This window comes from Caballeronia sp. KNU42 (genome assembly GCF_053760385.1).
In genome coordinates this window covers 2721801-2746986 of the sequence record NZ_CM132388.1, presented here as the reverse complement: position 1 = coordinate 2746986, position 25186 = coordinate 2721801, and the positions used below count along the sequence as shown (strand labels likewise).

The 25186-nt window shown below is 53.3% G+C and carries 19 protein-coding genes and 1 pseudogene; 12 read left to right on the top strand and 8 right to left on the bottom strand.

Translation table 11 applies throughout. From position 1 onward, the window contains the following. The first annotated feature begins 1400 nt into the window (after positions 1-1400). Both ACSOSP_RS12335 and ACSOSP_RS12330 read left to right on the top strand, forming a co-directional pair. On the top strand, positions 1401-2531 hold the full coding sequence (locus ACSOSP_RS12335; protein ID WP_455306977.1) for a hypothetical protein: 1131 nt from the start codon (positions 1401-1403) through the stop codon (positions 2529-2531). Next, a complete protein-coding gene (locus ACSOSP_RS12330; RefSeq protein WP_455306975.1) occupies positions 2531-5710 on the top strand; it encodes a hypothetical protein in 3180 nt (1059 codons plus the stop codon). Before ACSOSP_RS12335 ends, ACSOSP_RS12330 begins: the two co-directional genes overlap by 1 nt. 720 nt (positions 5711-6430) lie before the next feature. Here the strand turns inward: ACSOSP_RS12330 and ACSOSP_RS12325 are convergent. The 3 genes from ACSOSP_RS12325 to ACSOSP_RS12315 all read right to left on the bottom strand — a co-directional run bounded on the left by ACSOSP_RS12325 (position 6431) and on the right by ACSOSP_RS12315 (position 9697). Next, a complete protein-coding gene (locus ACSOSP_RS12325; protein ID WP_455306973.1) occupies positions 6431-6610 on the bottom strand; it encodes a hypothetical protein in 180 nt (59 codons plus the stop codon). A gap of 194 nt (positions 6611-6804) precedes the next feature. Further along, positions 6805-8067, bottom strand: a complete 1263-nt coding sequence (locus ACSOSP_RS12320) for a hypothetical protein (protein WP_455306971.1) — start codon at positions 8065-8067, stop codon at positions 6805-6807. Between the two features lie 238 nt (positions 8068-8305). Further along, positions 8306-9697: a trypsin-like serine peptidase gene (locus tag ACSOSP_RS12315; protein WP_455306969.1), complete on the bottom strand. Its 1392-nt coding sequence runs from the start codon at positions 9695-9697 to the stop codon at positions 8306-8308. Between the two features lie 262 nt (positions 9698-9959). Between ACSOSP_RS12315 and ACSOSP_RS12310 the strand changes: the two are divergent. Then, a pseudogene (locus ACSOSP_RS12310) lies at positions 9960-10603 on the top strand (DUF6404 family protein). Positions 10604-11461: 858 nt separating this feature from the next. After that, positions 11462-12496, top strand: coding sequence for a TIR domain-containing protein (locus ACSOSP_RS12305; protein WP_455306967.1), 1035 nt, complete (start codon positions 11462-11464; stop codon positions 12494-12496). A 197-nt stretch (positions 12497-12693) separates the two neighbouring features. On the opposite strand, the gene ACSOSP_RS12300 is transcribed toward ACSOSP_RS12305, so the two are convergent. From ACSOSP_RS12300 to ACSOSP_RS12290, 3 genes are all read right to left on the bottom strand, one after another. After that, positions 12694-13212: a hypothetical protein gene (locus ACSOSP_RS12300; protein WP_455306965.1), complete on the bottom strand. Its 519-nt coding sequence runs from the start codon at positions 13210-13212 to the stop codon at positions 12694-12696. Positions 13213-13409: 197 nt separating this feature from the next. Then, positions 13410-13721 (bottom strand): DUF2442 domain-containing protein, encoded by a 312-nt coding sequence (locus ACSOSP_RS12295; protein ID WP_455306963.1) that lies wholly within the window; start codon positions 13719-13721, stop codon positions 13410-13412. A 379-nt stretch (positions 13722-14100) separates the two neighbouring features. Continuing rightward, entirely contained in the window at positions 14101-14529 is a 429-nt protein-coding gene (locus ACSOSP_RS12290; protein ID WP_455306961.1) for a 3'-5' exonuclease, read from the bottom strand. A 161-nt stretch (positions 14530-14690) separates the two neighbouring features. Between ACSOSP_RS12290 and ACSOSP_RS12285 the strand changes: the two genes are divergently transcribed. Continuing rightward, positions 14691-15041: a GNAT family N-acetyltransferase gene (locus ACSOSP_RS12285; protein WP_455310942.1), complete on the top strand. Its 351-nt coding sequence runs from the start codon at positions 14691-14693 to the stop codon at positions 15039-15041. 54 nt (positions 15042-15095) lie between these two features. Here ACSOSP_RS12285 and ACSOSP_RS12280 read toward each other — a convergent pair whose 3' ends face one another. Beyond that, positions 15096-15323, bottom strand: coding sequence for a hypothetical protein (locus tag ACSOSP_RS12280; protein ID WP_455306959.1), 228 nt, complete (start codon positions 15321-15323; stop codon positions 15096-15098). A gap of 1060 nt (positions 15324-16383) precedes the next feature. Between ACSOSP_RS12280 and ACSOSP_RS12275 the strand changes: the two genes are divergently transcribed. Further along, on the top strand, positions 16384-16947 hold the full coding sequence (locus ACSOSP_RS12275; RefSeq protein WP_455306957.1) for a lecithin retinol acyltransferase family protein: 564 nt from the start codon (positions 16384-16386) through the stop codon (positions 16945-16947). 779 nt (positions 16948-17726) lie between these two features. Next, a complete protein-coding gene (locus tag ACSOSP_RS12270; RefSeq protein ID WP_455306955.1) occupies positions 17727-18971 on the top strand; it encodes a hypothetical protein in 1245 nt (414 codons plus the stop codon). 302 nt (positions 18972-19273) lie between these two features. On the opposite strand, the gene ACSOSP_RS12265 is transcribed toward ACSOSP_RS12270, so the two are convergent. Next, a complete protein-coding gene (locus ACSOSP_RS12265) occupies positions 19274-20137 on the bottom strand; it encodes a DUF2971 domain-containing protein (protein WP_455306953.1) in 864 nt (287 codons plus the stop codon). An 835-nt stretch (positions 20138-20972) separates the two neighbouring features. On the opposite strand from ACSOSP_RS12265, the gene ACSOSP_RS12260 reads away from it, so the two are divergent. The 5 genes from ACSOSP_RS12260 (at position 20973) to ACSOSP_RS12240 (ending at position 25170) form a co-directional block, all read left to right on the top strand. Next, entirely contained in the window at positions 20973-21320 is a 348-nt protein-coding gene (locus ACSOSP_RS12260) for an HVO_A0114 family putative DNA-binding protein (protein WP_455306952.1), read from the top strand. 83 nt (positions 21321-21403) lie between these two features. Next, entirely contained in the window at positions 21404-22240 is an 837-nt protein-coding gene (locus ACSOSP_RS12255) for a metallophosphoesterase (RefSeq protein WP_455306950.1), read from the top strand. A gap of 16 nt (positions 22241-22256) precedes the next feature. After that, positions 22257-23459, top strand: coding sequence for a metallophosphoesterase (locus tag ACSOSP_RS12250; protein WP_455306948.1), 1203 nt, complete (start codon positions 22257-22259; stop codon positions 23457-23459). A gap of 75 nt (positions 23460-23534) precedes the next feature. After that, a complete protein-coding gene (locus ACSOSP_RS12245; RefSeq protein WP_455306946.1) occupies positions 23535-23663 on the top strand; it encodes a hypothetical protein in 129 nt (42 codons plus the stop codon). Between the two features lie 1210 nt (positions 23664-24873). Next, complete coding sequence (locus ACSOSP_RS12240; protein ID WP_455306944.1) at positions 24874-25170, top strand: trypco2 family protein; 297 nt, start codon at positions 24874-24876, stop codon at positions 25168-25170. Positions 25171-25186: the final 16 nt, after the last annotated feature.

The following is a 25186-nucleotide window of genomic DNA, read 5'->3' as shown; positions in this document are numbered from 1 at the left end:
TGGTCTTTGTGCCAGCTAATGCGATTTCTTATTGATCTTCAGATGGGCGAGAGACGGATACTCACCCTAAAGTCAACTGGATCGGCCACTCGCGACGTCGTACTGCTTGTCGCTCTTCTCAACTTAAGCGACTACTCCAGGGCATAGGTGACCGATCCGTTAGCAACTCCACGATGAGAGAGAGCTACGGAGATCGGGAGTTCGGCAGACTGCGTTTCCTTATCAATCAATAACTGTCTAACTTTTTCGGACCGAGCCACATGCTCAACCCGATCTGAAATAGTCAGATAACTATCGAGCGGCTCTCGCGGGTCGATGTCGACGCCCACGCTTAGATCACGAGAAGACCTCCCCAAGTTGGGCGCGCCGGTGGCAATCGCGACAATCCACAAGGAGTAAACCACTACCAGCACCGATATGCTGGCGCGAGCAATATTTCGCTTGCGTGGCCTAACCAGATTTGCGCGCCGGCCTCGACAATACGTCCAGCAATCGCCACTTCTCCTGAACGACGAAAAGCGCCTCCGGATGAGCACGATCGGTTTTTGGCGCAACATTCTAATCACCGGCAAGGTTCGGGCAGAGTGACATTCCCTCACAAGCCTTCCGGCGGTAATTCCTTGCCGCGTGGACCTGCGGACGGCGGCATAGAACCGTTCGACTGTTCCAAATGTAGTCGATACTTGAGCGCTTTTTTGATCTTTTGCCCCGATGCGTCTTTCGATAGGAGTGTAAGGACGCCCTCCCAAGCTTCGACTTGAGTAGCGTAATACAAGAAGGTCTGTGTGCGGTACCGCGCATTGCATCGAAAGCTCTTGCTTGAAAAAATCGCCCCCTTCACTATTCTCCTTATCGTAGGGATGATTCGTAGTCCAGATCGGTACACATCATTCAAGAGGTCAGTAGGTTGGTTGTAGAATAAATAACGACCCTATGGCATATAAGACGGAATACATATTTAATTTAATATCCAATTTGCCGCCCTCTGCATGACCTTAGGCCGTCGACTGCCACCGGCAACAACCTAAGAGAGACGGCCACGAGTGTTACGCATGTGGTGTAGGCGGAAGTGAACCTGTAGCGCTTCCAAGAGTTCGTGCACTCGGGTAGAACACCATCGGCAGACTATTGTTGAACTTGCTTGGACAGGGATGACTGGACCCGAAGTATTCCCGGTCGCGAACAGAGGTGTCCAACCTGGTTGAGTAATCAGGCAAAGCAATTTCCTTGCTAGAGCACCTGCGAGCGTGATCGAGGCGGCCTGTGCGTTCTCAATGGTTAGTGAACCTTGGACAAACCGAAGTCTCAGCCTCGCGTCGAGCACGAGCTGTTTACCGGACGCAGAGTCGCTCTCAATCGAACCATGTACGTGCCGCAAAAAGACAAAAGAGAGGGCGTCCGTGAAGCTCGTGAATCGAATGGCATCGAGTCTGCCTGCAATAGTCGTTGCGACGCTTTTGTTTGCCGTGGTGCCGCGTTGCGCTGTAGCTGACGAGGCGTCTGACCTCCAGGCAAGAATGCCGATGTGGCGGCAGGCCGCCCCCCTTTGCAAGGATTCAGTCACCGGGCTTGCATTCCCTGCCAAGGAGTCTGCAGATCAGGCGAAGAAAGGTGACTGCGACGACGGAGATGCCACGCTCTTCAACTCATTGCTTTGCTATTCCGGCGAGAAAATAGCTTGCGACGCGGTAGCCAAAGCGCAGGTTGTCGGTTCCGGTGAATGGAAGCGATCCCCGCGTTACGTTTCCAAGCCAAAGCTAAGGGAACACAATTCGTTCTCGCCCGACATGGCGCTTGGACTTGATCTCTACGTGTCGACCCAACGCGCCTCTGCAAGCGCAATCGTCGCCTACACTGCGTGGCTTGGGTGGATCGAAACGAATCGCCCTTGCTTGGTGACTTCGCCTCTAGACCCCAAGGTGTGCTACGCGCCGGGTTTGCCGAGATTCTGTACCGACGATGACGAAAAAGGTTGCACGATCAGGCCAGGCGACTACGCCAGCCTGTTCGTGACCGCGAACGGCCTCTCTATCCCCTTTCCGAGGCCCGTACAGTCGCTGCAGATTCCGGACATCATTCTGCAACTGCTCAAGATCTCCAAGGCCGACTATCAAAAGTTGCAGATGACCGATATTTCAGTGGCGGCATTGGCGATGACTTTTGGACCCCATGCGAGTCCGATGCTTGAGGTCGACGCCTTAGTCAACAAGCCGGGATATTCGCAGCACCTAGTAGCAGTGGGATTGCTCATTCATCGCGAAATCGCCGGTGATGATTTGCCACTGCGGCTTGCAGCCGGAGGGCTGGCGGAAAAGCAGCCCCACAACGCCTTCTTTGCCTGGCTGGCCGGCCAAAGTAAGCAGGACGTGGCCAGGCGCGCACTAGCGGCGTGCCCGGCCACGCCTGCCGACGTGCGACCCGACAAAAACCTGTGGATCTGGGAACTCTCCGACGACGACCAGACCAATCCTCGATCCCAGAACATGCTATGGGATTGCATCTTTATCGGCAATCTTGTCGGGAGAATGTAGTGCGCTATCTACTGTCTCCGCAGGTATCCTGGCGCCGGCTCTTACTTCGAGTCTTACTGCTTTGCCTCGTGTCGGCCTCGTTGCCCGCAGCCGCCAAAGTGGTGCAGATCGGCAAATTCTGCATGGAAGGCGTCAGCCAGGCTCCTGGCACGCTGGAGGGTAAGTCCCAGACTGATGGACAATGGGTGCCATTGCAATACCACTACCCCAACGGGAGCGGCGAACCTGGCTGGATCTACGTGTTCGAGAAGCCGGTTTCCCCAAGCCAGTGGTACGAGGACTGCGGGACCATCGCAAAGCGTACTGTCGCCGAAGGCAACGCCATTATCATTTCCGGAAAGCTTCAGCGCCTCGACCTGCAAGCCCGCAATTTCGTCCCGACCACTGGCCAGGCGACGCTTTGGGAAATCCCCCCGAGGTCCCTGGAAGCTCAGATTGTTTCGGTCCTATCTGGCGGGCGCCCCGTCATGGGCGGCGCAGTCAATTTTGCGGGCTCCAAAGCGTGGCTTTCCAATCCGAAGTCCGATATCCAGATCAGCTCTGGTTCAATGATCGGCGACCTTGACATTGAGACGTGGGCAAGGACCATAGAGGGCGCTCGTATCACGATGGACGGCGGCCTATCGATTCAGGGCAACCTCACCCAGGTAGCTGCGCCCGTCGAACGCACCACACCGTGCAAGAACACGTGCTTCCGGCTCAATCTTGCCATCGGGACTGCACGAGTCCTTGCGGGCGAGCTTGCGGGCACCGCAACGCAGCAAAGCGGCGTAGATGCCGTGACGCTGGGCCCTATCGCTTCGCGCCACGCGCAGTTGACTCTCAAGCAGATCAGCATGCAGATCCGTGATTCGGCAATCAAGTCGATCCAGATCAATGGCTTGGCCGGTACGCTGGGCGACTCCGATCTGCAAGGGTCCAACTATTCTCACGCTATGACCACAGCGTCGTTCAGCGCCGCAGTCGCAGCGACTCGGGGAACGATTGCTGCAGAAGACGGACACGTGGTGACTACCTCCATAGCTCTGTCGGGGGTGGCTTACTCCAGCCCGGCTGTCTCGTTCGGGATCAAGGGGCAAGCAGCACTTGTCCAGGGCGCCGTCAAGGCTTCGGCCGCGAGCCTGTCGGCAGAAAACCTCCAACACCTCGACATAACGTTCATGAAGCCAACCTTGCCTGCAGTCCGCTTCATGATGCCGGACGGCAAGGTCAGTGTCCTGACGATGACCTTGGACGGCCCGCTCGGTCGACCCCACGTCTCGGCCACTGTGGAGAGCACGGGAATGTCGCTGGCTGGCGCATCGTTCGACGCTCCCGTCTCGCTCAAGGCTGTTCAGCCATCCAGCGGCGCGCTGCAAGTCGTGATACCCATCGACATTGATATGCCGGCGGCGACCGGCGGCTTTTTGCTGTCCGAGGGCGACCAGTCCGGCCTTTTTAAGGCGACGCTCAAAAGTCTTAAGCTGAAGGGGCAAATAGTGCTGGTGTTGCCCGACTTAAAACAGAGCTATCTGGATGTGCAGCCGAGCGACTTCAAGGCCGGGATCGGCGCGGCAGCGGCAGTCTCCGACATCCTTGCCGGCACAAGGCCCACCTTTGCACAGACAGACATCGACGTCGTCAACACCTCGCTTGTCCATGTGGCCACCACGAGCTCCGGAACCCTGGAGATGAATGTCATCGCGATGGTCGTTGCCAACCCTAAGGTGCAGGTAGGCAGCCAAGGAACACCCGCAACGCTGGGCGTCAATCTGAATTCCCGGGGTAATGTCCTGCTGGACTACGACCTCAACCGGTCCAGGATTTCCTTTGCCGCTGGGGAACTTTTCGCCGAAGACTTCGACTTCAAGCTCGTTGACACGCCGAACCCAACGGTCGAGTTTGGGGATGTACTTGTGACCAATCCGGTCGGAAAGGTGAAACAGCTCAGCGTCTTCGCGGCCAAAAAGCTGCAATCCGACAATACATATTCGGAAATCAGAGGCGGAGCGATCACGGCTTTTTCGGTGGACGCGAGCAGGGTCGAGAAGGTCAGGAAAACGAATGAAGATTACTTCGTCGCGGATCCAGACGGTGCTATAACGTTCGACAATCTCATTGCGGTCACTGCGACTGACAACGACATCATTCGCTTCGACGACAGCAACATACAAGGATTGAAGTTAGGGCTCAAGAATGCCGACTATGAAACCGTTGCCGGCGTGCACCTTAGCAACGCTACGGCCCAACTCAGCATCGCCGAAATCACGAAGACGAAGACCCTCGCCCCCCCCACCGCGGACGCGGCCGCCTCGGCCCCGGCCCCAGCCGCCTCGGCCCCAGCCGCATCGCCGCCACCTCCTGCTTACGTCGAAGCGACGATTCTTCGTCAAATGAAGCTGCACCTGAACGGAGTTCTGAACCATCTCGAAGACATCGACTTCGGCCTCAAACCTGTGGCGACGCTAGACCTCGTGGCGAACGGCGATGCATCCAAGCTCTCCGGATCGGGAACCCTGTCGATCTCTACCTCGGAAGCGCACAAGAAGACCCAGATGATCGTCGATCCGAGAATCAATTGCACTTCGGGCGATATTGACTCTGGTGGTCGACTCCTGGTACCCATGAGGGCCGACCTTGCTTTTGCCACACTGCAAGGAATTATCAAGCTAGATCAGGGGAACTACGACATATTGGCGATCGTCCCCGCGATGACGGCGACACTGGTTTCGACGCATGCGGCGACGTGCAAGAGCGAACCGACGAAGATTGTCCTTGCCGCCTATGCCGAAGGATGGACGAACGGCATCTGCACGCAGGGCTGGTTGCCACCCAAGGTTTACGCATGCAAGTGGAAGTGGTCGACCCCGGAGGTCTCATTCGAGTATCGCAATGTGGCGGAAATCGATGCCTTTGCGGTCACTGCTTCCATGCCAGGTGCAATATTGGAATATAAGAACAACAAGACATCTGTCTGCCAACCTGGTGGCTTATTGCCCACGTTCACCGGAATGAGCGATGTCGTGCAACTCAGACCAGCACTCGAACCGACGCCCATTCCCGGGGCCGATGTCATTGCAAATGCGGCCATCGCCGCTGCGTTGACGCCGTTAGAGAGCGTCGTGACCACTGCGATAGGCAATGAAGCGCTCTTCCTTGGCTCCTCAATCAACGACAAGGCGGCGCTATGCCTGCGATGAACGGTCTATTTGCCTGGCTGGCCTTTGCAGGCTTGTTTTGTCTGAGCGAGGCTTCGCTCGCACAACCGTCAGTCGCGAAGGTCGTTTTGCCCACGCAGGCTACTTTCTGCGCTGAGTCCTCCGATGTTGATGCAAACACGATCTCATCCCCACTGGCTGTTGCGACGATCATCCAAACGCTGGATTCATTGATCGTTGGCCAGGCAGAGCTGTCGAAACTAGGTGCCACTGGCTTGCCCTATGCTACCGTGCGATCGAGTCCTGTTGCCGTCGCTGCTCCTGCGTCGTCCGCTTCCTCGCCGTCGCCAGCGCCGAGGTGGAGGGTGTCGCTTTGCGCGGCGGTTGACACGCCACCCCTACCGCCCCCTCCGCTATCGAGAGTCAGCCTGGTCCGACGCCCAGCGTTGTCGACAGTGGCAACAATCTGTGCGACGGACGACGCGAGCATGGCGGTTTGTCGCGCCGCGATCGCCGCGGCTGCGGGATTGCCAGCGGCGCCGGATTCCGATCTCCAGACGACGTACGTTTGGGGGCACATCGAATCAGTAGATAACGCTGATGTCGCAACCGCTGCAGTCCAGAGCTTCTCTGACACAAAGCGACGGGTGATCGATGGCCATACTGAACGCCATTCCCCACCCGATGCCAAGATTGTGTTAGTGCTGGTTCCTTTGTAGCCACAACTGAGTGCGCTGAGTTTTGCTTTGCTCTGCACCTGCATCACATCAATAAAGCGAACGATGTCCGCTCACGTCGCGTCCTCAGGATTTCATCAAGATAGGTATTCCGGCGCTTCGCGAAGGCTTCGAGCTGCTGAACGACCGCTAGCTTGACGCGATCGACGCGATGCTTTTCCTTGGCGCTTTTCGGAACGATCGGGGGATCGTTTTGAGTCGACATGCGCCCGTCGCGTAGGGCGGCACGCGGCCATCTGCGGACGTCGGCGCGTGCTGACACGCGGACGTTCGAACGGCGGCTCCACGCGATATGCTGAGCCTTGTGCGCGAATCTTGTTGTTCATGAATATGCGTCGGCGTAAGAAGTCGAGATTTTCGACTTCACGCGGCGAATAGGGTAGGCAGTTCGCTTCGTCTTCAATTTTTTTTCTCCTTATCTTTGCTGTCGCCGATAGCCTTGATGACCGCATTTAAGGTATCACTCGTATCATGTGAAAGCGACGTGGCAGTAAGGCTTGTCGATCCTCCACAAAACTCTCCGACGGCAATTTGACCGTTTTTCGGAAGTGCGAGCGGTCGAATCTCTGGCGAGACGACTATGCCGTCGCTTGACGTCAGATCATCTTGCCGGAATGGTGGAGAGGCGACCTTGAATATCTCACCTTGAAGCCTGGGTATATCGAACGGATTGTCCGTTGTGGCCGGCTTGCGTGGGACCTGCCACCAAGCAACCTCGACCTTCACGTTTATACATGCTACGACGGGGAACATCTTCCCTGTTTGATTTTTCCTAACGAACGAATCTAGCGGCTCTTGCGCGAATAACGGCAGGGTCGAAGAGTTTTCAAGTCGAATTACTCGGAATAGCCAACCGGAGAACTCAGCTGATTCACTCGGTGAGTAACGCTCTTTGGGATTACGAAGTAAGCTCCAGCATCCGCCCTTAGTTTCGATTGAAAGCCTTTCGATGTTAATGATTGCACCGTCTGGCGGCAATGTTGGAATCTTCGGAACAGCTGCCATCCCGCCTTCGTATGTCGTGCGATCACTTTTACCACTGCTGGCAGTGCAAATAAGGGAACTCGGAACCGGCGAAATCGAGTTTTGCGAAAGGTTGAAAGCTTTTTCGCCACCTCCTACGCCAGTCGCGGCGATCGCTGCAAACAGGGCTCCTCCGACAGCAAAGGGTACGCCGAATCCGGCCAGACTGACGAAGGCTGCGCCTCCCGCGACGGCAATGTTTTTTCCTGTATTTGTGTAAATGACGCTCACGCTCTTCGGCAATCGAGGTTCATTGTCGTCATATAGGCTCGATGACAAATCGGTTTTGCCATAAAACAACGAGAGACCGCCCGGTGACACCCTATAGACGACCGCGTCGTCTGCTACGAACGAACTCCGGATAAATGCCGCACCGTTCCAACATTTGATAGCCGCTTTAGCACACTCTTCTTCTTTCGCGGATCCCGGTTTTAGCGTCAGTCGAGTTGTCGGAAGCGAATATAAAATCTCCCCTTCCGCAAGAGCATCAAGATTTCTGCTGCTCGGATTCCTTGCTGTACCTAGTGCCGTATAAGTCACAGTGGGTGCGCATCCGGCCAAGGCGAATAAAACAGCTATAAACGACAAAGGCGCGACCCCGAGCAATTTCGGTCCTGCTGTCCAATAACTTGTATACATAACCGCCCCCATTCCTAGACATCTTTTTACGAGATTGATACCTTTTTCTGATCGTTCGAGACGTTCATGCCAGCGCGAAATGCCGACGCTAGCGCAATAATGGGGACCGGTGATAGGAATCGGCGAAAAGATTAAATCGCCCTTCTGTGGGGCGACTCTGTTTAACTTCCAATTCAACGCATCTTGCTAACAGTGCATCGTTACGTTTCAATAAGTTAGCAGGGAGCGTTCAATAACTTTACTCTGGCGAATACGTTACAATAAGCGTGCCTGTACTCAATGCTTGACCGGGAAATGGCCATTCGTCATGCCCCTGCAAACTGAACCTAAAGACCGCATGATCTCCCTCTTTTGTTACAGCGCAAGTCGACCACGAATTGCACGCACGGTCACCATTTAACACTCCGGAAAAATCAGAAATCTTGAACCCCGGAGGGGGCGTATCTGATCTAACCTCATATAACCGGCTAAAAGATTTCATGGGGCCGCTAGGAACCGGACCCGAAGAGAAGGTCTTTGTGATTGGCTTTTGCACGCTTTCTGCTACGGCTTTTGGAACTTTACCCGCTAATAATTTTGCCGATGTTGAGTCTTCGCCTTGACAACCCGAAAAACCTGAAGGGCATACGTATGCAACGTTGCATTTGTCTTTGGCGACGTAGTCGGTTCCGCCGCGGACCAGTATGCCCGCTACAGTCTCTGAACCAGCAATAAAAACAGGCGAGCCAGAATTACCACCAAAGACGTCAAGATTTGAGACGAAATATCCGCGCGTGGAAACCGACCGAACAAATGCATTGTCTGCAAGTTTCATCGGCAGACCGGAGGGAAATCCGATCACATAAACTTCGTCGCCGACAGCTATATCTTTATCCACGGAAAGCACAAGTGGGGCGTGATTCGTTATTGGGCGATCCACCTTGATGACTGCATAATCCGCACCATTTGGTTCCTGTGCTCTTGCCACCACCGTAGTAGGAATATAGACATCTTCCTTGAAAATGGTTTGGCTAAGCCCGATAACTGCTCCATTGCTCTGCTCACGGAAGCCAAAAACTATTCGAACATTGGCCATCTCTTCTTTCGCTGGAACGCAATGTCCAGCTGTCGCGATGGTATCAGGGCCGATGACAAAACTCGTACAGTAGCCGACCACCGGTTGTGCGAAGTATTGTTGATCGCTGCATAAACCAAGTTCTTCACCAAGGCGTCTTCCAAAAACTTCCAACGTGGAGGCCTCTTCTTTATAGTGATCGGATTTGACGAGGATTGCCACGCTGTTCGCGGCGGCCATTTGTTTTATATCGCGTATCTCATAGAAATCCTTGCGACGATCGGTGCCGTAGATACTTTTCTCCCGATAGATAATATTGTCGGTGATCGCTTCGCTCGAAATATCGTTAAGCGGAGAAGGGATTGAGTTATCAATCGATTTGTTTCGGCGGCGAGCCAGGAAATCGCGAAGATCCGTCGTAGAAAAACCGTTTAATACGGTTTCTTGCGTGGACGCGTTAGGAGCAACCCCTTTTGGTGGTGGGGGGGTATCAGATACCTGTGCATGTCCTGGGAGGGAAAAACCAACGAATATAACCGCTAAAGCGATGGAGGTTATGATTAATACGGTTTTCATAGACATCATCTGCTCCATCGAAACAGGATGTAACCCACTCTTGGCGCATCTGAATTCGAGAATTCAAACTGCTGTTTTTGCAAGCTGCGCCATCGCGTATTCTTATTTTTTCAGTAATATCTATAATTTTACGGTAGGAAGTTGCTTCGATAGCGATACCTATCGCTAAGCTATGTAGAATGCTAGTTAGTACTTGAGCTAATTTCTAGCAACATGAGTAGCAAATTCGGACAAAAGTATCTGCAATATCAGCCAACCGATAATGGTCGAGGACTTTATAACGACTGGTAAGCTGAATGACCGCAGGACCCTAGAAGCCAACGAAGACGTGAAGGTAGGTCCAAGGTCCGAAACGGGTCGAGTTCTGCCCGACGCGGACCGATCAATGCAGGCACGCCCCGCCGGTACATCGTCGGCCCGCGTTCGGCCAACTGGAGACGTTCGACGCGGAGCCTTGAATCGGCGACAATTATCGAGCGTCCTTTCTGACCAACCGCGCCGGCCGAACCCTGCAATTGCCGGTCAGATCACTGGAGCAAAGATGGCATCCCTATTTGAGAAAAAGCTTTCATTGGCGATGAGCATGCTTGCGGCAAAAGGTTTGCTGGACGACAACGCTTTGCCGCCAGGCTGGAAATTGATCCGACGCTTAGGCTGTAAGGTGCCACCCCTATATTTTGGGGGTTCAAGACGACATGGATCGCTTACACCGTGCTATTTGCGTTCGGCTTCTCAGTATTTGAATTTCTGCGGTTGCATTGGCAAACCCCGCTAATGAATATGCCCTCCTGGCAACTGATACTAGGCGGATCACTCGTGTTCGGTTTATCCATGGCGATGCGAGGCTTGTATTTCCGGCGGCGTTTCGGCCTGCCATTGTGGCAAGACCTGAATCCATCGGTGTGACCGGAAAGGCTCGAGTGATTTGAAAGCTTGCCGATCTCGCCAGCGGGCGCAAGTCGGCCAGGACCGGCCAATCGACATTGCGGCGTGCATGGTTGACAATCGGTGCAGATAGGTCACGACGTGGGGCTCGCCATTAACAATGCAAATTAGTTTTCGTCTGATAGCTCTGCTAGCCGAGTCTGATTTAAGGGTGCTGGCACGGCGACATGTCGCACACTGCGACGTTACTTGCATGGAGCCAAGCCTCACATGGATTTTGATCCAGACAAAGACTGATGCAGAGCGCGCCCTATTGACCGAGAACAAAACACTATTGAATGAATTTAGGGATGTGTTTCGAGTGCGCGGCTGCCCTGATGACCTCATCGCTGACCTTGCATTCACGTTCGAGTCACAGGAAACTGTGGATCGCGACTACGCGGGCAACTGGTATTGCGCGCTTAAGTAACCAGTCAATGCTGAACCTACAGCGATCCTCTCCCAACGATAGATCGCGTGTTGGGCGGCACCCAATGGAATGAAGAGCTGCTGGCAGACGTGAAATTTCGCAACGTGTCGGTTACGGCTAGATGCATCGGGCAACAGTCGGCCAAGAAGGGTCCTTCGTGACTCGCGGATTTCGGACATCGGAGTGTCTGCTCCGCTCCCGCTGACCGGCCGCTCGCCATTTAAAAGCCCCGAGTGTAGGATTCCTCCCTTGGCGAATGTGCACCGACGACCTATTTTGTCGAAAAAAGCTCGACAGCAGTCATCTCGCGAGGTTTGCAGGGGCGCCTTCCCTTTGAAACCGCTTAACCAATTACCTCGAGACAAAGCCAAATTTGTTTCGGCAACCTATAAGCACAAAGGAGTTCGTTGGTGAAGTCGATATTTATTAGTCACGCGGTCGTTGACGCGAGCATCGCATCGGCCATCGTCGATTTAATTGAAAACGGAATTGGAGTGCCTGGCGAAGAGATATTCTGCTCGTCTCTTGAGGGGTACGGCATCCCTACAGGTGAAAATTTCATCGATCATATTAACAATCAGATCCAAACGCCCGATGTAGTGGTGTTGCTGCTGACCCCGAATTACTTTGAGAGTAAATTTTGCCTGTGTGAGATGGGCGGCGCATGGGTTAAGTCGCACAAAATTTTTCCAATTTTGGTGCCGCCGCTGGAATACAGTGACGTCAAAGACGTCATTACGGCGACACAGGTGGCGAAAATAGATAACGATATAAAATATAATGAACTTAGAGATTATCTAATATCGAAAGTATCTTTCAAGCCGAAGAGCGTGACGAAGTGGGACACAGAGCGACGCAGATTCTTGGGTTCGTTACCGGAATTGCTGAAGAACATGCGGGTGCCGGAAAAGGTGTCGCCTGAAGAGCATCAAGCGGTGAAGAATCAACTAGAAGAAGCACAAGAGACACTTTCGGAATACGCGTCGGAGGTTAGTGAGCTTAAAGCTCTGAATAAGAAACTTGAAAAGGCGAAGGATGCCTCTGAAGTCTCTGAAATCAAGCGTAGCGTAAGAAAAACCGGAGCCGAGGAAGACTTCGAAAAACTGCTCAAGGAAATCGCGGAATTCAGGAAAATTGCAAAAAGTGGCGAGGTATTTAAGTTTGTTTTGTCAGATTTTTATGGTCAACCATACCACCCTGATTTATTCAACTACGGAGACGAATTTTCTCAAGCTGCACGACGAAATCTAATCAGTTTAGAAGACTCGCCTAGCGTAAAGTGGGAAAATTCTCGAATGACTGAGCTTCGCAAGAAACTGACCGCTCTGCAATCGCTTGTCGACGGATCGGATGAAAAATCATTAATCCGATACCACAAAAATACCTACGAATTTACTCTCGAGACCGATAACGAAGAATTTTGGGAATTCCACTACTCAAACTGATAAAGCGTAATGCCGCATCTAGCGTCGGATTTCGCTTTGAGATCCGACGTTCATGTGGTGGTTCTTTAAATGTTGAAAACGGGTCGACCTGAGATAGTCTTCGTCAGAGAGGTTGAGTACACTGTCAAGTTGGAAAGGATCCTGCGGCTTATCTTTCTTCCGGCCCAAGTATGTGGCACCGCAAACGGTCGGTCCATTTATTTTATCTTTTTACACTCCGCCTCGCCATCGCTTAGGCAACGTCTAACGCTGGCAACCCATGTCAGACATTGTTTTTGCCTCGGGCTGTATGCGGACTCGCCCGTTCTTTCAGAAAGTTTATCAAGGCCCTCAACGACGATGTCTTGGTGCAGTAAGGTGATCAAACTGTGCGCCTCCGCAAGAGCCTCAGCGCCCACCGGCGATATCGGCGCTAGTTGCGTAAGTTGGTCAAGAGTGTATTTTTCAAAGAGTCCCTTCATTGATGTTCGCAAGTTGTTCTCATAATTGTCGTCCCGGACGCCTGGCCCCTGAAGCTTTTCGTGAACGCTTCGAAGGCTTCGTTCAAGTATCCTCGCGTGAAACCTCATTTGCTGAATGATGGGCAACAAAGAAACTGCGGTCACGCGGGCACGTACCTTTTCCACCCGGGCGCGGTAACGAATAGCATCGAGGCCGATCCAGATGGCTGCGAAGGCAGCGCTGAAACTGGCTATAGCCCCCGCGAGGCTAGCCATCGGTGACGCAGCTATCCAGAAGTCCTTTTCGTCGACCTTTAACAGTGCGACTGCGCACCAAAGTAGTGACGCGAGACCCCATAGCGACACCAAGACGATCGCTTTTTTGTAGGATACGTGCTCTGACACTGATCGGTCGAAAAGTGGGGCTGCGACAGCTTCCTTACGAGACGGGGCTGTCGCAAACCGAACTTCAACTACCGGGCGGCCGCTCGTGCCTTGGCGGTTGGCCCGAACACGCCCCGCGCTAGCGCGGGCACGTAATATGTGAGGTTGAGCGTAGGAAACCGGAGCGCAGATCCGCCAGAGATCAAAACAGCGGACTTGATGTCCTCTTGCGAGGCCCCGGCAAGGCCAGGAGCCTTATCAGTAGGAAAATCGATCGATTTTCCGGAAAAAGTGCGGAGGCGGATTTTCCGTTCTTCTATCGTAAAATCTTCTGCAAAGTTTGCGTGCTCCTCGCGTCCCCGAGCAGCTGCAGCTTCATATCTGTCGTCCTGAACCGTCATAGCCAACCCCTATTTGTCTACGCAAAGATGGTCTCTGCACTTTTCAGCTGCTTCCTCCATCTTTCTGACGAAATCTAGAGGAACTCCCCAGTAATACTCTGCCTCTGCGGGCTTGCCGCTTACACAATTTAGGTTTAAAAAAATAGGGCCAGTTTCGGCGAAGTAAAAAACGCCATGTGCTTCTTCGGGATTCTCACTGGCTTCAAATTCGTGGCACATCCCCATCTCCCTGCTTCGTTCCGCAAATTTTCGGTGCCGCGATGAAGAAGACAAGCAAGTTAACGTCCAAGTACGGCTTTAACGGTACCAACGGATTGCTCGATGCTCCGTTGGTTTGCGCACCAACCCGCTCGTTGTGGAGAATGCATCAAAACTGTAGTTATTGCAAAAGCGACGCATACAAGGTTTCTAGCATCCCTGTTTTGAGCAAGACTGCTGCGCACGTGCCCGCCGTTCGCCGTTCGCCGTTCGCCGTTCGCCGTTCGCCGTTCGCCGCCCAGACGACCGATAGCATCCTTGCGTCGAATTGCGCGCTGTGAGCGATCAGCACCTCAGCTTCGTTGATGAGTGACGTGATTGTTCCGAGATCCAGAGCTTTTCCGGCAAGGTCGGCGACGGTCATACCGTGTACTGCCTGAGCCTTCGGATGAATCGCTACGCGCGGCTCGCGCCATCCGTGATACCTGGCGATTTCCCGGATGAGCCTGCCAGAGTCGGTTTCAATCTCGACAAGCAGAATCCCCACGCTGATCGGTTCGTCGTGGGCAGCTACGCCTGTGGGTTCGGTATCGATGATCGCCACTTTCATGCGCTTCTCCCCGTGGCAATGCCGCCGAAGGTATCGGAAGCCGCCATGTGACGTATATCGACACGTTTGTGCCGCAACTTGAACAATCACCGACTCACCGACTCACCGACCACTTGTCTCTGACGACAACCGGCAAGCAATGAGTTGAAGATTTATCGCGGATACCGGAGCCTCGGAACAATTTTCGACCCGAAATCCATCAAATTATTCAATGCGACGGAGAGGATATTGGATGCATTGCATTGATCGACCAACCCGACGCCTTGATGTTGGAAAAGCTTTATATCTTGCCCAGCCATCAGAATCGTGGCATTGGTACGTTTTTGCTAAGGTGCTTGATTGAGCGCGCTGACGCCGGCGGACAGGCGATCCGATTGCGCGTTCTTCGCGTCAACCCCGCTCGGCAGCTTTATGAAAGGAACGGATTCCGCATAGATCGTTCAAGCGAAGAGCGCTATTTCATGTCCTATTCAGCTCAGGCGAGCGAAATGGATTCATCGAGTCAGACTTAACCCGGCCACTTTCAGCCATTCGAGAACGCCGTCCGACTTGACAGCGTCTATTCGTCATGGATCGCGCTTATTTAAGCGGATCAGCCTTATGATTTGAATAACAAACGCTACCGCGTAAACCGTTGCAACCGTCATCAGAGCTTTGATCGCTACTGACGAAGAACGGTTAAAGAAATATAAAATAATTAAGGTGGCTAATGCCAATAAGACACTTGCCCCAAAGCCGACAAATCTTGCTCTTGTCTTTGTTGTCATCCACGGCGTTCTATACTTGATTGTCATCCCGCTCCGGTATTAGGGCCGTTCTTCCCGTGTACGCGCTGGTTTTTCGTCCTTGGAACGCAGTTCATACATGATTGTATTAACGGCCGACAACACTCTTTCTTTACCATTGTTTGCGTTGGGTCGGCAGAAAAACGTCTGAGCAGCAAGTTTGATAGTCCACAGTTCGGCCCGAGTCGCACGCGTGCACCTCCACGGTTTTCGAACATCCGCTGCCTGGAAAGTTGGTCGTCTCTAATGGATCGACTTCGCTGGCCGCAGTCGGCGGCCCAAGAGCCGACATTCAGTAGATCAACGACCGTCCTTAAATGAACAACGCATTAAGAATGCGATCGAAAAAATGCGGCCGACATCAAGACAAAGATTCCGATTACTCCACAGGCTACGATGCTGTACAAGAAAAACAAGTGGAGCTTGACAGCCGCAGCTGAACGCTTGAGCGCTTGGGGATTTGATTTAGCTATCCGGTTAACTCCGAGCGAGCCCATTATTAGCAATGGTGCACAGAACCAAACTGATTCAAATCCATAGAAAAATAGACCGATCACAAGTCCGAGACCTCCCAGCGCTTGGATAACGTAGAAGGTCATTCCGAGCGTTCGTCGATTAATTTTCATTTGGCTCAATTTATCAGCAGAATGTAGAAGTCGGTCGGCTCAACATTGCATAACGGCTTTCCCATGGAATTCTGAAGGCTAGCGTCTGAAATTGAGTCGTATCTACTGCTCGGGGTTGCCGAAACCTGTTCCTAAAGGACGGCGTTTTCGCTCCTATGAAGGGCTGCTCTGGAGGCGGTCGAATGCCCGGTTTGGGTCGGCAAGCGACAGCAGCGTCAGGCGGTAGCCAGCCATCTTCGGACGTTGAGCTCTGTGCGGTCTCTGCCATTCGAACGGCCGGAGCGCCTTGGGAGCAGACGTTAACTAAGCAGCGTGTATCACGAAATCCTCGCCCATTAACGCGCGAGCACCTGAGTCATTGAAAAGACTATCCTCAGGTTCCCCGGCAAGATGCCGATAAGGCCTAATAGGCATGCAGGTTGCAGGTCTATGAAAGATCAAACATGACGTCTGTAGACACACTACAACGAACGATCGACGGGAACTCGATGGGAATTTGGAATCCTAATATCACAGGTTTACCGTTGGAAAGCGCGGGGCTGGGGAAATGGTTTTACGATAATTTCATCCGCGATCACGTGCGACCAGTTATCGGTAGTATCGTTTATTGTAATCTCGGCTTTGGTTTTGCCGAGCACAGCGGAATCTATGTCGGCAACGGCGAGATTGTGCATTTGAACGGCGAAGGCGTCGTAGAGAAGGTTTCGGCAAAAACATTTCTCGCGCGTAACGGTGGCTTGAATCCCGCGATCACCATATGGGTTTCGTGCTCGGGTACCACTCCGGTTGGCAGCGAGGCCGTAGCGCAACTCGCCGTCGCTAAAATCGGAACCACTCGAGAATACCAGATTGTGCTAGATAACTGCCATCAGTTCACGTCCGGTTGTCTCACTGGAGACTTCGAAAATTGCGACAATTTTTGGTGGCTACTTAGATTGACAGTCAAGCGCCGTCTCTGTGGGGATGCCTGGGTCAATTGGGAGACTCGTGGCACAGAGTTCTTGTAGGCGGCCGTATTGAAATCATTTAAAAGTGCTTGCGCCGCTCGTTCTCGTCCTCCCCCATGAATACACCACTTTCAACTAATGTCTCCATACTGTAGAAAGTCGCTTTGAACGAGCACTCAAAGCGCACAAACCTGATGCACCAGATGAAGAGCAGTCTTATGCGGACGAAGTCCCGTTAGTGGCCGAAGCGCGCTTTAAATTTTTGATTCGTTGCTCAGGCAGCCCAATAGAACCCGCTTCCAAAGCAACCGAAGAGACCGTTGTTGTCGGAATGCAAGGAGCAGATTCCACGAAGGCAACAATCAAGCGTGGATTTGATCGGTAGTGGCCGCGGACTTAATCTTTCATTTTACCTTCAGTTTCCAGCGATAGTCATTTTGGCATGGACTTCCGCTCAAGCGAAAAGGCGGCTAGTTAGATATGCATCGATATTAAATACAATTTATGTGACCAGCCGCACAGAAAGGACCGATCTCTTTTGACTCCAGCGTGAACTCAGCCTACATTAACTCTGCCCACAGTATGCTTGATTTGGCTTGGAGCAGTGAAAAATGCGCAACGTACCTTGGCTTGGTTACGCGATTCTGCTTCTTTGGGCTTCCCAGAGTGGACCTGTTATCGCACAAGTTCCGCCACATCAACCGGGAACTGTCTGTGCAACGCCTCAGTTTTGGTGCTGGGCAGCCTATCCTGGACCGCCGGGAACCCGATGTGCTTGTCCTGTGCCTCAACAAGGGTGGATTCAAGGTGTCCTAATCTAGAGGCGTCCGATGCTACCGATGGAGCTTCAGAATCTTCTGCGTGACGCACGTGTACTGGCGTGGTATGCGGCGCGGGCCGGGAAGCTTCCAGCGAACAGCGAAGCCTTCGAATTGATAGCGGATCTCGAGTCGATAACTTTAGCTAAACCCGAACACATCCCGCAGTTGCAGAAAGAGATCGACGGGCTAGTAAAAGCTATCGCGCCGGTAACGCTGAGACACTTACTGCAGCGTGGCTCTTTAATCGGATATGTGCGGCATACAATCGCAGGCGTTACACCTTTCGTCCTCGGCTTGCTTACGCTATTGCTAACGCTATATCTAGCCTTCCAAAGTTCGCAGTTGAATCAGGCCGATATTGCTATTCGCGAATACCAGGAGTGGGTGAACCAACAGCCGAGAGAAAAACTATACGCTGCCTGGAAGATGTACCGCTATGAGCGTGTACTCAACGTCCAGACGCCTCCTCTAGCTCAGCTTGACGCTTATCAAAAGCTCGTCGACGAAGCACGTCAGTCGGTCGAAAAAGGTGCGGCAATACAATCCCTACTGACTGAGTCGGCTCTTGTTCTTTATTTGCCTCAGTTCGCAGGAGAAATTGTCCCAGAGTCGTTGCGGAGCTTTATCGCGAGTTTCAATGAAGGAAGCGTTACGAGCAACACGGGAAAGTATCTCGCTCCGGCGCCCGCTGGTATCTCACCCGGAGAACCTTGCAAGGATGAACCAGTGAGACTGTCAAAGGTAGAGATTTCTAAAGCTACACAAATGCAGACTGCGGAAATCGACGCATATACAAATAGCTTCGAATGCTTCCTCAATCACCTGCACATATCCGAGCAGGCGATGACGTATTCGGCTTGGCCGGTCATTTACCAAACGAAAGCAAAGATCAATCTTTTGGTGACTTGGTTGCTACCCGGTCTGTATGGACTGCTTGGTGCTTGCGTCTATGTACTGCGTGACCTTGTTCTCTTGCGTGACAACGTGGCTCCTGTTCAGGACAAACGGGTCGTGGGAATCCTATTGATCCTGTTACGAGTTGCGCTCGGTGGACTCGCTGGAATCATTATCGGGTGGTTCTGGGTACCTAGCTCTACACCAGGCAACACGAGCGTAGTAGCCGTGCCAATTTCGTCTATTCCGTTTGGATTGGCGTTCATGGCGGGATTTAGTATCGATACGCTGTTTTCTCTGCTCGATCGAGTAAACAAAACTATCGACAGTCACGAAACGATAAAGAGCACTGGGGACAAGATTAGCTGAATTTTTCGGCTATCTCGTAGCGATTCCCCGAGGATTTATGTGTGCCGGAAGCGCAGACAGTATGACATTCGGTATTAGATGGCTCCGACCGGCTGCAAGCTCGACATTGCGGACGACCGTTAGCCCTTGAAAGCTGCCGTCCACTCGATACGCATTCAAACGGCAGTTGTGGGTCGATATGCGCCTGTCGCCTGAGGCAACTCGGCTCACAACTCATCGTTGATGGACCGCGACGCGTTCAAGGGGACCTCATGCTCCACTGAAAGTAGATCAATCGATCTTGGATTTTACTCTTTGCTCGGCTATGTTTCGCCGCACGGAACGATGTCCAGGAGATAGTGAGCTTCGTTCACCTTTGCTGTAAACAGCTTTACCGGATGACGACGCTGCTGCAGCAGTTCGATCGCGCGAGCTCTATCCACTTGCGGCATCTGATAGCCGAATATCACTCCTTCGAGTAGTTCGGACGAATAGTTCCGCAGGCGACGCGCCGGATCTTGGTCAAAGTCGACAACACGCCACTCATGCTCGTACGACCAGCCTTGATACTTTGTGAAAAATATCTTCGTGAATTGCTCTTGCAGGTCTTCATCGTCGAAGAAATCGACCACCGGGTAGTCCATACTGTATCGAACCGGTTCAGCGTGTGCAAAGAAATCGATGCTTCGAAATTTAAGGCACATGCCTCGATGCTGGTCGCCGTAGTGATAGAACATGACCGGATCGCACCCGCATTCAGAGAGACAGAGCACGCCGACATTGCGCAATTCGCGCTCCATGACTAAATGTGCAAGCGCTAGAAACCCCGCGTCTGCTCTCGGATAGCTGGTCAAATATTCAGCCACTATATTCACCAATTCGTCGCCCGAGCTGTGCGGGTGGTCTTGTTTGACCATGTGCATGATAGTGTTACGACGAAACCGCTCAAGTTCTTCGTTGCTGCCGCCTTCAAACCGAAATCGTGGTTTGCAATCCATGGGATCATTGAATGACGAAGGTGCAGCAAACCATACCTGGTGAGAAGAAAGCAGAGCATCGAACCGAGGCTGCCTGGCTAGGCGAGCACGAAATCCACGCGTGCAAGTCCCTTCTGTCGGTGCCTGCAATGCAGTGTATTTATACAGATAATCTGGCGGCATCGGACGTACCCCCGGGGAATATTGCATGCAAGTCTACAACGCTGCGCAATACGGCTGAATCAAGAAAATTCACCTGGGATTCCGCCTCTGCCAGGGAGGTCGGAGACGAATCCAAAGGCCCGGCGCACCTCGAACGGGCGGCGTCCTGCCGATAGGCCTTGGCCTGCGGAATTCAAGAGAGCCCGCGCCGCGGCATCTGTTAGAGAGGTAAGGCGCGATCGTCTTATATCGGAGCCAAAGCCGCCCATAAAGGACTTTATTCGACAGACTCTTACGGGTCTCGTGTGCTGCCGATCGCGACCGTGCGAGATCGAACAGTCCATGCCATTTGCGTGAGGCAGTGATCGGCCAACAACGGACCGTCATGGTTCTCTACCAATTCGACGACGCACTATATGTCGATGACGTATCGGCGGTCTATCACTGGCGTTGTGTCGATGTAACTAGATTTAGTCCCAACAAATCGCTAACCGTTCCGCTCGTAGAAGGCGATCGCGCGAGCGTTAGGCGTGGGATCGCCGTCGATGGTTATCCGCTTCCTGGGCGCGCGGTTGGAAAGGAGTGCCGCACGAGATGCATCGCCGGATCGGATTCGTGAATGTACTCCATGCAACTTCGAAAATATGAAGCATTGGCGGTCAAGTTCCGGTGCGTTGCGGTGTCGGGCCCGCTTCCGGCACATCGACGCGAGAGTTGGCAGCGCACGCAGGGCTTCCTCGCTGTGCGGCGCGGTTTGCCAGAACTGCACCGCGGCAACGTCCGAACGGATGCCGCTGACGCCCGCGTATCGAACACTGGCGACGTACCACCGGCCAGTCCGTGTTTCGCTTCGCTATACTGCCGAGAGGCACTGAAGGTCGGCATGGAAACCGTCACTCTTGGTGTCGCATCGCGCGAGGCCGTCAACAATCGCTTTCTAAACGCATTCGAAGGGACGGAACAAGCGTCGCACATTCCATTCGAATCGGTTGAGCTGTTATTTCGAATCCTTACGCGACGGTGCTGGAACAGCATTGGCTCGATTACGGGCACAGGGCCTGTATCGATCCTGAGATTGCACGACGCGTCCGGCGCGACGTTCAAGCAGTTGATCGGGATGTGCGTGCGTTGTTCAAACGCTGGCGTCGTGGAGTTGACTAACGACGGCTCGGTTATCTTTCCCGACGCCGCTGTCCACGTCGACTTCGTACTAATTGCACCGCGCAATTGATCTGTCAGGCAAACGCTGACGGTATTCAACAAACCCTTGCGCATTGCGGACATACACGTAACTTTATATCATCGAACGCAGGAGTGGCCGCCGCCGATCACATCGGTAACCAGACCTTCGATCGCCAAGGCATGAAACTGCTCGTCTTATCCGATCTTCACAATGAATTCGAGCCATTCGCAGCTGATGCGGAGGCTGTTGCCCGCGCCGATGTCGTCGTGCTGGCTGGCGACATCCATACGAAAGATAGAAGCGTTGAGTGGGCCCAGGCATTCGTTGACGATCCTGCCAAGCCAGTTGTTCTCATCGCCGGGAATCACGAATTTTACCGAGGGCACTTCGACTACACGCTGGATAAGCTTCGTGAGCTTGCACGGGAGACCAACGTTCATTTTCTGGAGAACGACGCGCTTGTGCTGGGCGACGTTCGCTTCCTCGGATGCACGCTCTGGACGGACTTCAAGCTGTACGACAATGACATCTCATCCGCGATTTGCATGCGGGATGCGCAAAGTGCGATGAGCGACTTTCGACTGATTCGCGCGACTTCATCGTATCGGAAGTTGTATCCCGCAGACACGGTCCGGCGGCACGAGCTGTCGCGTGCGTGGCTCCGAAATAGCTTAAGCGAACCATTTGCGGGAAGAACCGTTGTCGTCACGCATCATGCCCCGTCGGCGGGCTCCGTGGATTTGCAGTACGCGGGAGATTCGTTGACGCCAGCCTATGCTTCAAATCTAGAGAATTTGATGGAGCCGTTCCTTCCCCTATGGATTCACGGCCACATGCACACAAGCTTCGACTACCTTGTCTCGCCCAATCCTGAGACGAGCGGTACGCGTGTGATCTGTAACCCGAGAGGGTACTCCCCGAAGCATCTGAATCCGTACTTCAATCCATCGCTGATCGTCGAAGTTTGAACCGTATTGGACTGCCATGAACCGCCGTTCACGCTCACTGGAGCAGATCAACACCCTCCGCAGGAATTTCTATGAAAGGATCGACCGTGGCAACCTGACGATTTCCGATGCCGTCAGGGCAATGCGCGCGATATTTGACATGAGCCAGGCTGAGTTTTCAGCACATCGTCGCGTCAGCGAGCAAACTGTTCAGGATCTTGAGCTTGGCAGGGGACAGCCGGACGTTGAGTCTCTGAACCGCATCGCCAGCATCTTCAAGCTCCAAGCGCAGTCTTCACCGGATGCTGAGGGAGCACTTGTCCTCGTCCGTAGACGGCGCGATATGGCGCCTCTACCGCAGCCTCGACCCGCACAGGGAATGGTCAGGGAAAGGCGTAATTCGAGTTCGGGTCCTCCGGTCCATCGGTATCCACTCAATACCCGTGGCCGGGATTTCGTGGTCGGCGACATTCATGGTTGCTTCGCGCTGCTAGATGCCGAATTGGCTGCCCACGGGTTCGATCCAGCGCGTGACCGACTTTTTAGCGTGGGCGATTTGGTAGACCGGGGCGAGGAATCGCCGGCGGTGCTGGATGCCGTGCATCGCCACCAGATCAAGGCCGTGCGGGGCAATCATGAGCAAATGATCCTGGACTGGGCTCTAAATGGTGGTCTCGAACACATCAGGGCATACAAGGCTTGTCTGGCAGATCCCCATGCTGATGCAGACAGCGTGCTCGCCAACGTTGCCTATCGTCATGGATCGACCAGTGCGCTGCTCTACAACGGTGGCGAGTGGTTCGTCGAACTTTATAGCTCAGATGTCGATGCGACGTCGCAGCTAGGACGGTGGATCGTCGAATATTTTTCCAGCTTGCCCTGGGCGATCGAAATTGAAACTGCACATGGGGTGATTGGGGTAGTGCATGCCGACGTACCCTGCGTGCAATGGTCTGAACTAATACGCGTACTCGAAAAGGGGCGTTTCGACCATCCAGTTCGTGAACAGGTTCTGTGGGATCGGCGACGCTGGGCGGGGCATGAAGTGTCCACTCAGATTAAGGGCGTAACAGCTGTGATCGTTGGACACACGCCCACCCAGGAAGCTGCCCAGCGGGGCAACGTGATCAACATCGACACCGGGGCCGTGTACGGCTGCAAGCTCACCGTTTTCGATTTGGCCGATGTCCAGGAATGGGTGGTACACGGTGATCGGCCTTTTACCCGGAAACAGTTGTAATACGATCGGCCAAAACGACGACCGATATCCACGCGTTTTCTCATCGTCGGAACAAGTGGAGCGGGAAAGTCCATCTTGGCTCGCGCATTGGCAAGGGCCATGACCTGTCCTTACATCGAACTCGACCAGCTCTATTGGTGCCCAGAATGGCAACCAGTTCCACATTCAAGCTTCGAAAACGCGGTACGGGAATCCACAGTCTGAGAACGCTCGGTGGCCGACGGCAACTATAGTGTCGTACGCGATCTGCTGTGGTTTCGTGCCACGCATGTCGTCTGGCTGAATTTAGCCGCATCACCGTGTTCGCCCGTTTGCTCTGGCGCACCATTAGTCGCGGAATCTTGCGCACCCGCCTTTCAATTGGAAATCGTGAGTCGTTGCGTATGACATTCTTATCCCGCGATTCGATACTCCTGTGGTCATACATGACGTTCGCGAAGAATCGCGTCAAGTTCGCCAATCTCCGGGAGGACCCACGCATTGCTCATCTGCAATGGACGGAGATTACCCGATCGTCGCGGGCCAAAGAATTCCTGAACTCCTGCATGCCCGACAACACACAAAACCATGAGTAAGCTCGTGTTTCACCGCTAGGTAGATGCAGCGATGGGTCCAGCACGGAATTTCAGTATTAGACCGGGCTCGGCGATGATGCGTCATTCGTGCGCCGGGTCGCTCGGACGCTCAGACGGCGGCTCCGCTTAGCAAACGGCCATTCGATTGCCGAAAGCAAACGATGCTTTGGCGGCCTTTGTAGTCGTTCGCTGGGCACGGCGACGAAGGATCAACAGATGACCGTTTCAGCGAAACCCATTCGTGGTCCTAAATCGATAGAAGCCGAAACGCCACTTCTGCATGCTTCCGCGAGATAAGCTGGGATTTTGAATTGATCGCGAACTTTAGCAGCAGGCACTTACTACATGATCGCGCCACCGATCGATGCAGTTTTCACGGGTCCCAAATCCCCGCCGAAGCCTATGTAATTTTGAGACATTCGACGCTCCAGCGAAAAACCAAACCGATCGACGCATGTTGAAAGTAACGACGTCCGCGAGACGCTCAAACAAATCACTACGCTTCCTTATCGATCCCTAAAAGTATCAGGAGCTGCAACAAGGTTGGGTGTGCGTAAATCTGACAAAAGCACCTGTAGGTGAAAGATAGCATGGACGTGACACGTGGATTGTGCGTCGGTCGTCAGGATTGCTGTCTGACGTAGATTAGTGAGAATGTCTCAAGGGATCGTTGCGAGATAGGGCGTAAAGTTGTGCCGTTTTGACCCAGGTCGGAGTTGGCGATTCCCGGATTTCTGGTGTTAGTGCGAGGCACAGCAGCAACGGCATCACATACGTTCGCCCCTTTTAGACTTTCTGAATTACACTGGACACTTCTTTCTGACGTGGAGCATTGAGCCATGAGTGATGACGTCACGATCACCGAGGCAATCTTGCGGCTACGAGAGCAACTCGAAAAAGCACAAAAACAAGCCGTAGGTCACGATATTCAGTTTGTCGCGAAAGCGGTGGAAGTGGAGCTTACGATCGCTTTCAGAACCTCGCTTGAAAGCAAAGCCGAAGCAAAAGCTTGGTTTTTAGCTATTGCTGGGAAAGGGAAGAGAGACGACGAGCACTCACATAAGATCAAGTTGATTCTAGAGCCACAGGACAAAAGCGGTCGTCGAGCGTTGCTCAGCGACGAGGGGCCAGAGTAACCGCGGCCGATTTATA

Excerpts from the sequence above, each read along its gene's own strand:
- ACSOSP_RS12325 (WP_455306973.1), bottom strand. The coding sequence starts at position 6,610 with ATGTCGACTCAAAACGATCCCCCGATCGTTCCGAAAAGCGCCAAGGAA.
- ACSOSP_RS12320 (WP_455306971.1), bottom strand. The coding sequence starts at position 8,067 with ATGTATACAAGTTATTGGACAGCAGGACCGAAATTGCTCGGGGTCGCG.
- ACSOSP_RS12315 (WP_455306969.1), bottom strand. The coding sequence starts at position 9,697 with ATGAAAACCGTATTAATCATAACCTCCATCGCTTTAGCGGTTATATTC.
- ACSOSP_RS12300 (WP_455306965.1), bottom strand. The coding sequence starts at position 13,212 with ATGGCTAGCCTCGCGGGGGCTATAGCCAGTTTCAGCGCTGCCTTCGCA.
- ACSOSP_RS12295 (WP_455306963.1), bottom strand. The coding sequence starts at position 13,721 with ATGACGGTTCAGGACGACAGATATGAAGCTGCAGCTGCTCGGGGACGC.
- ACSOSP_RS12290 (WP_455306961.1), bottom strand. The coding sequence starts at position 14,529 with ATGAAAGTGGCGATCATCGATACCGAACCCACAGGCGTAGCTGCCCAC.
- ACSOSP_RS12280 (WP_455306959.1), bottom strand. The coding sequence starts at position 15,323 with ATGACAATCAAGTATAGAACGCCGTGGATGACAACAAAGACAAGAGCA.
- ACSOSP_RS12275 (WP_455306957.1), top strand. The coding sequence starts at position 16,384 with ATGACGTCTGTAGACACACTACAACGAACGATCGACGGGAACTCGATG.
- ACSOSP_RS12270 (WP_455306955.1), top strand. The coding sequence starts at position 17,727 with ATGGAGCTTCAGAATCTTCTGCGTGACGCACGTGTACTGGCGTGGTAT.
- ACSOSP_RS12265 (WP_455306953.1), bottom strand. The coding sequence starts at position 20,137 with ATGCAATATTCCCCGGGGGTACGTCCGATGCCGCCAGATTATCTGTAT.
- ACSOSP_RS12260 (WP_455306952.1), top strand. The coding sequence starts at position 20,973 with ATGGAAACCGTCACTCTTGGTGTCGCATCGCGCGAGGCCGTCAACAAT.
- ACSOSP_RS12250 (WP_455306948.1), top strand. The coding sequence starts at position 22,257 with ATGAACCGCCGTTCACGCTCACTGGAGCAGATCAACACCCTCCGCAGG.
- ACSOSP_RS12240 (WP_455306944.1), top strand. The coding sequence starts at position 24,874 with ATGAGTGATGACGTCACGATCACCGAGGCAATCTTGCGGCTACGAGAG.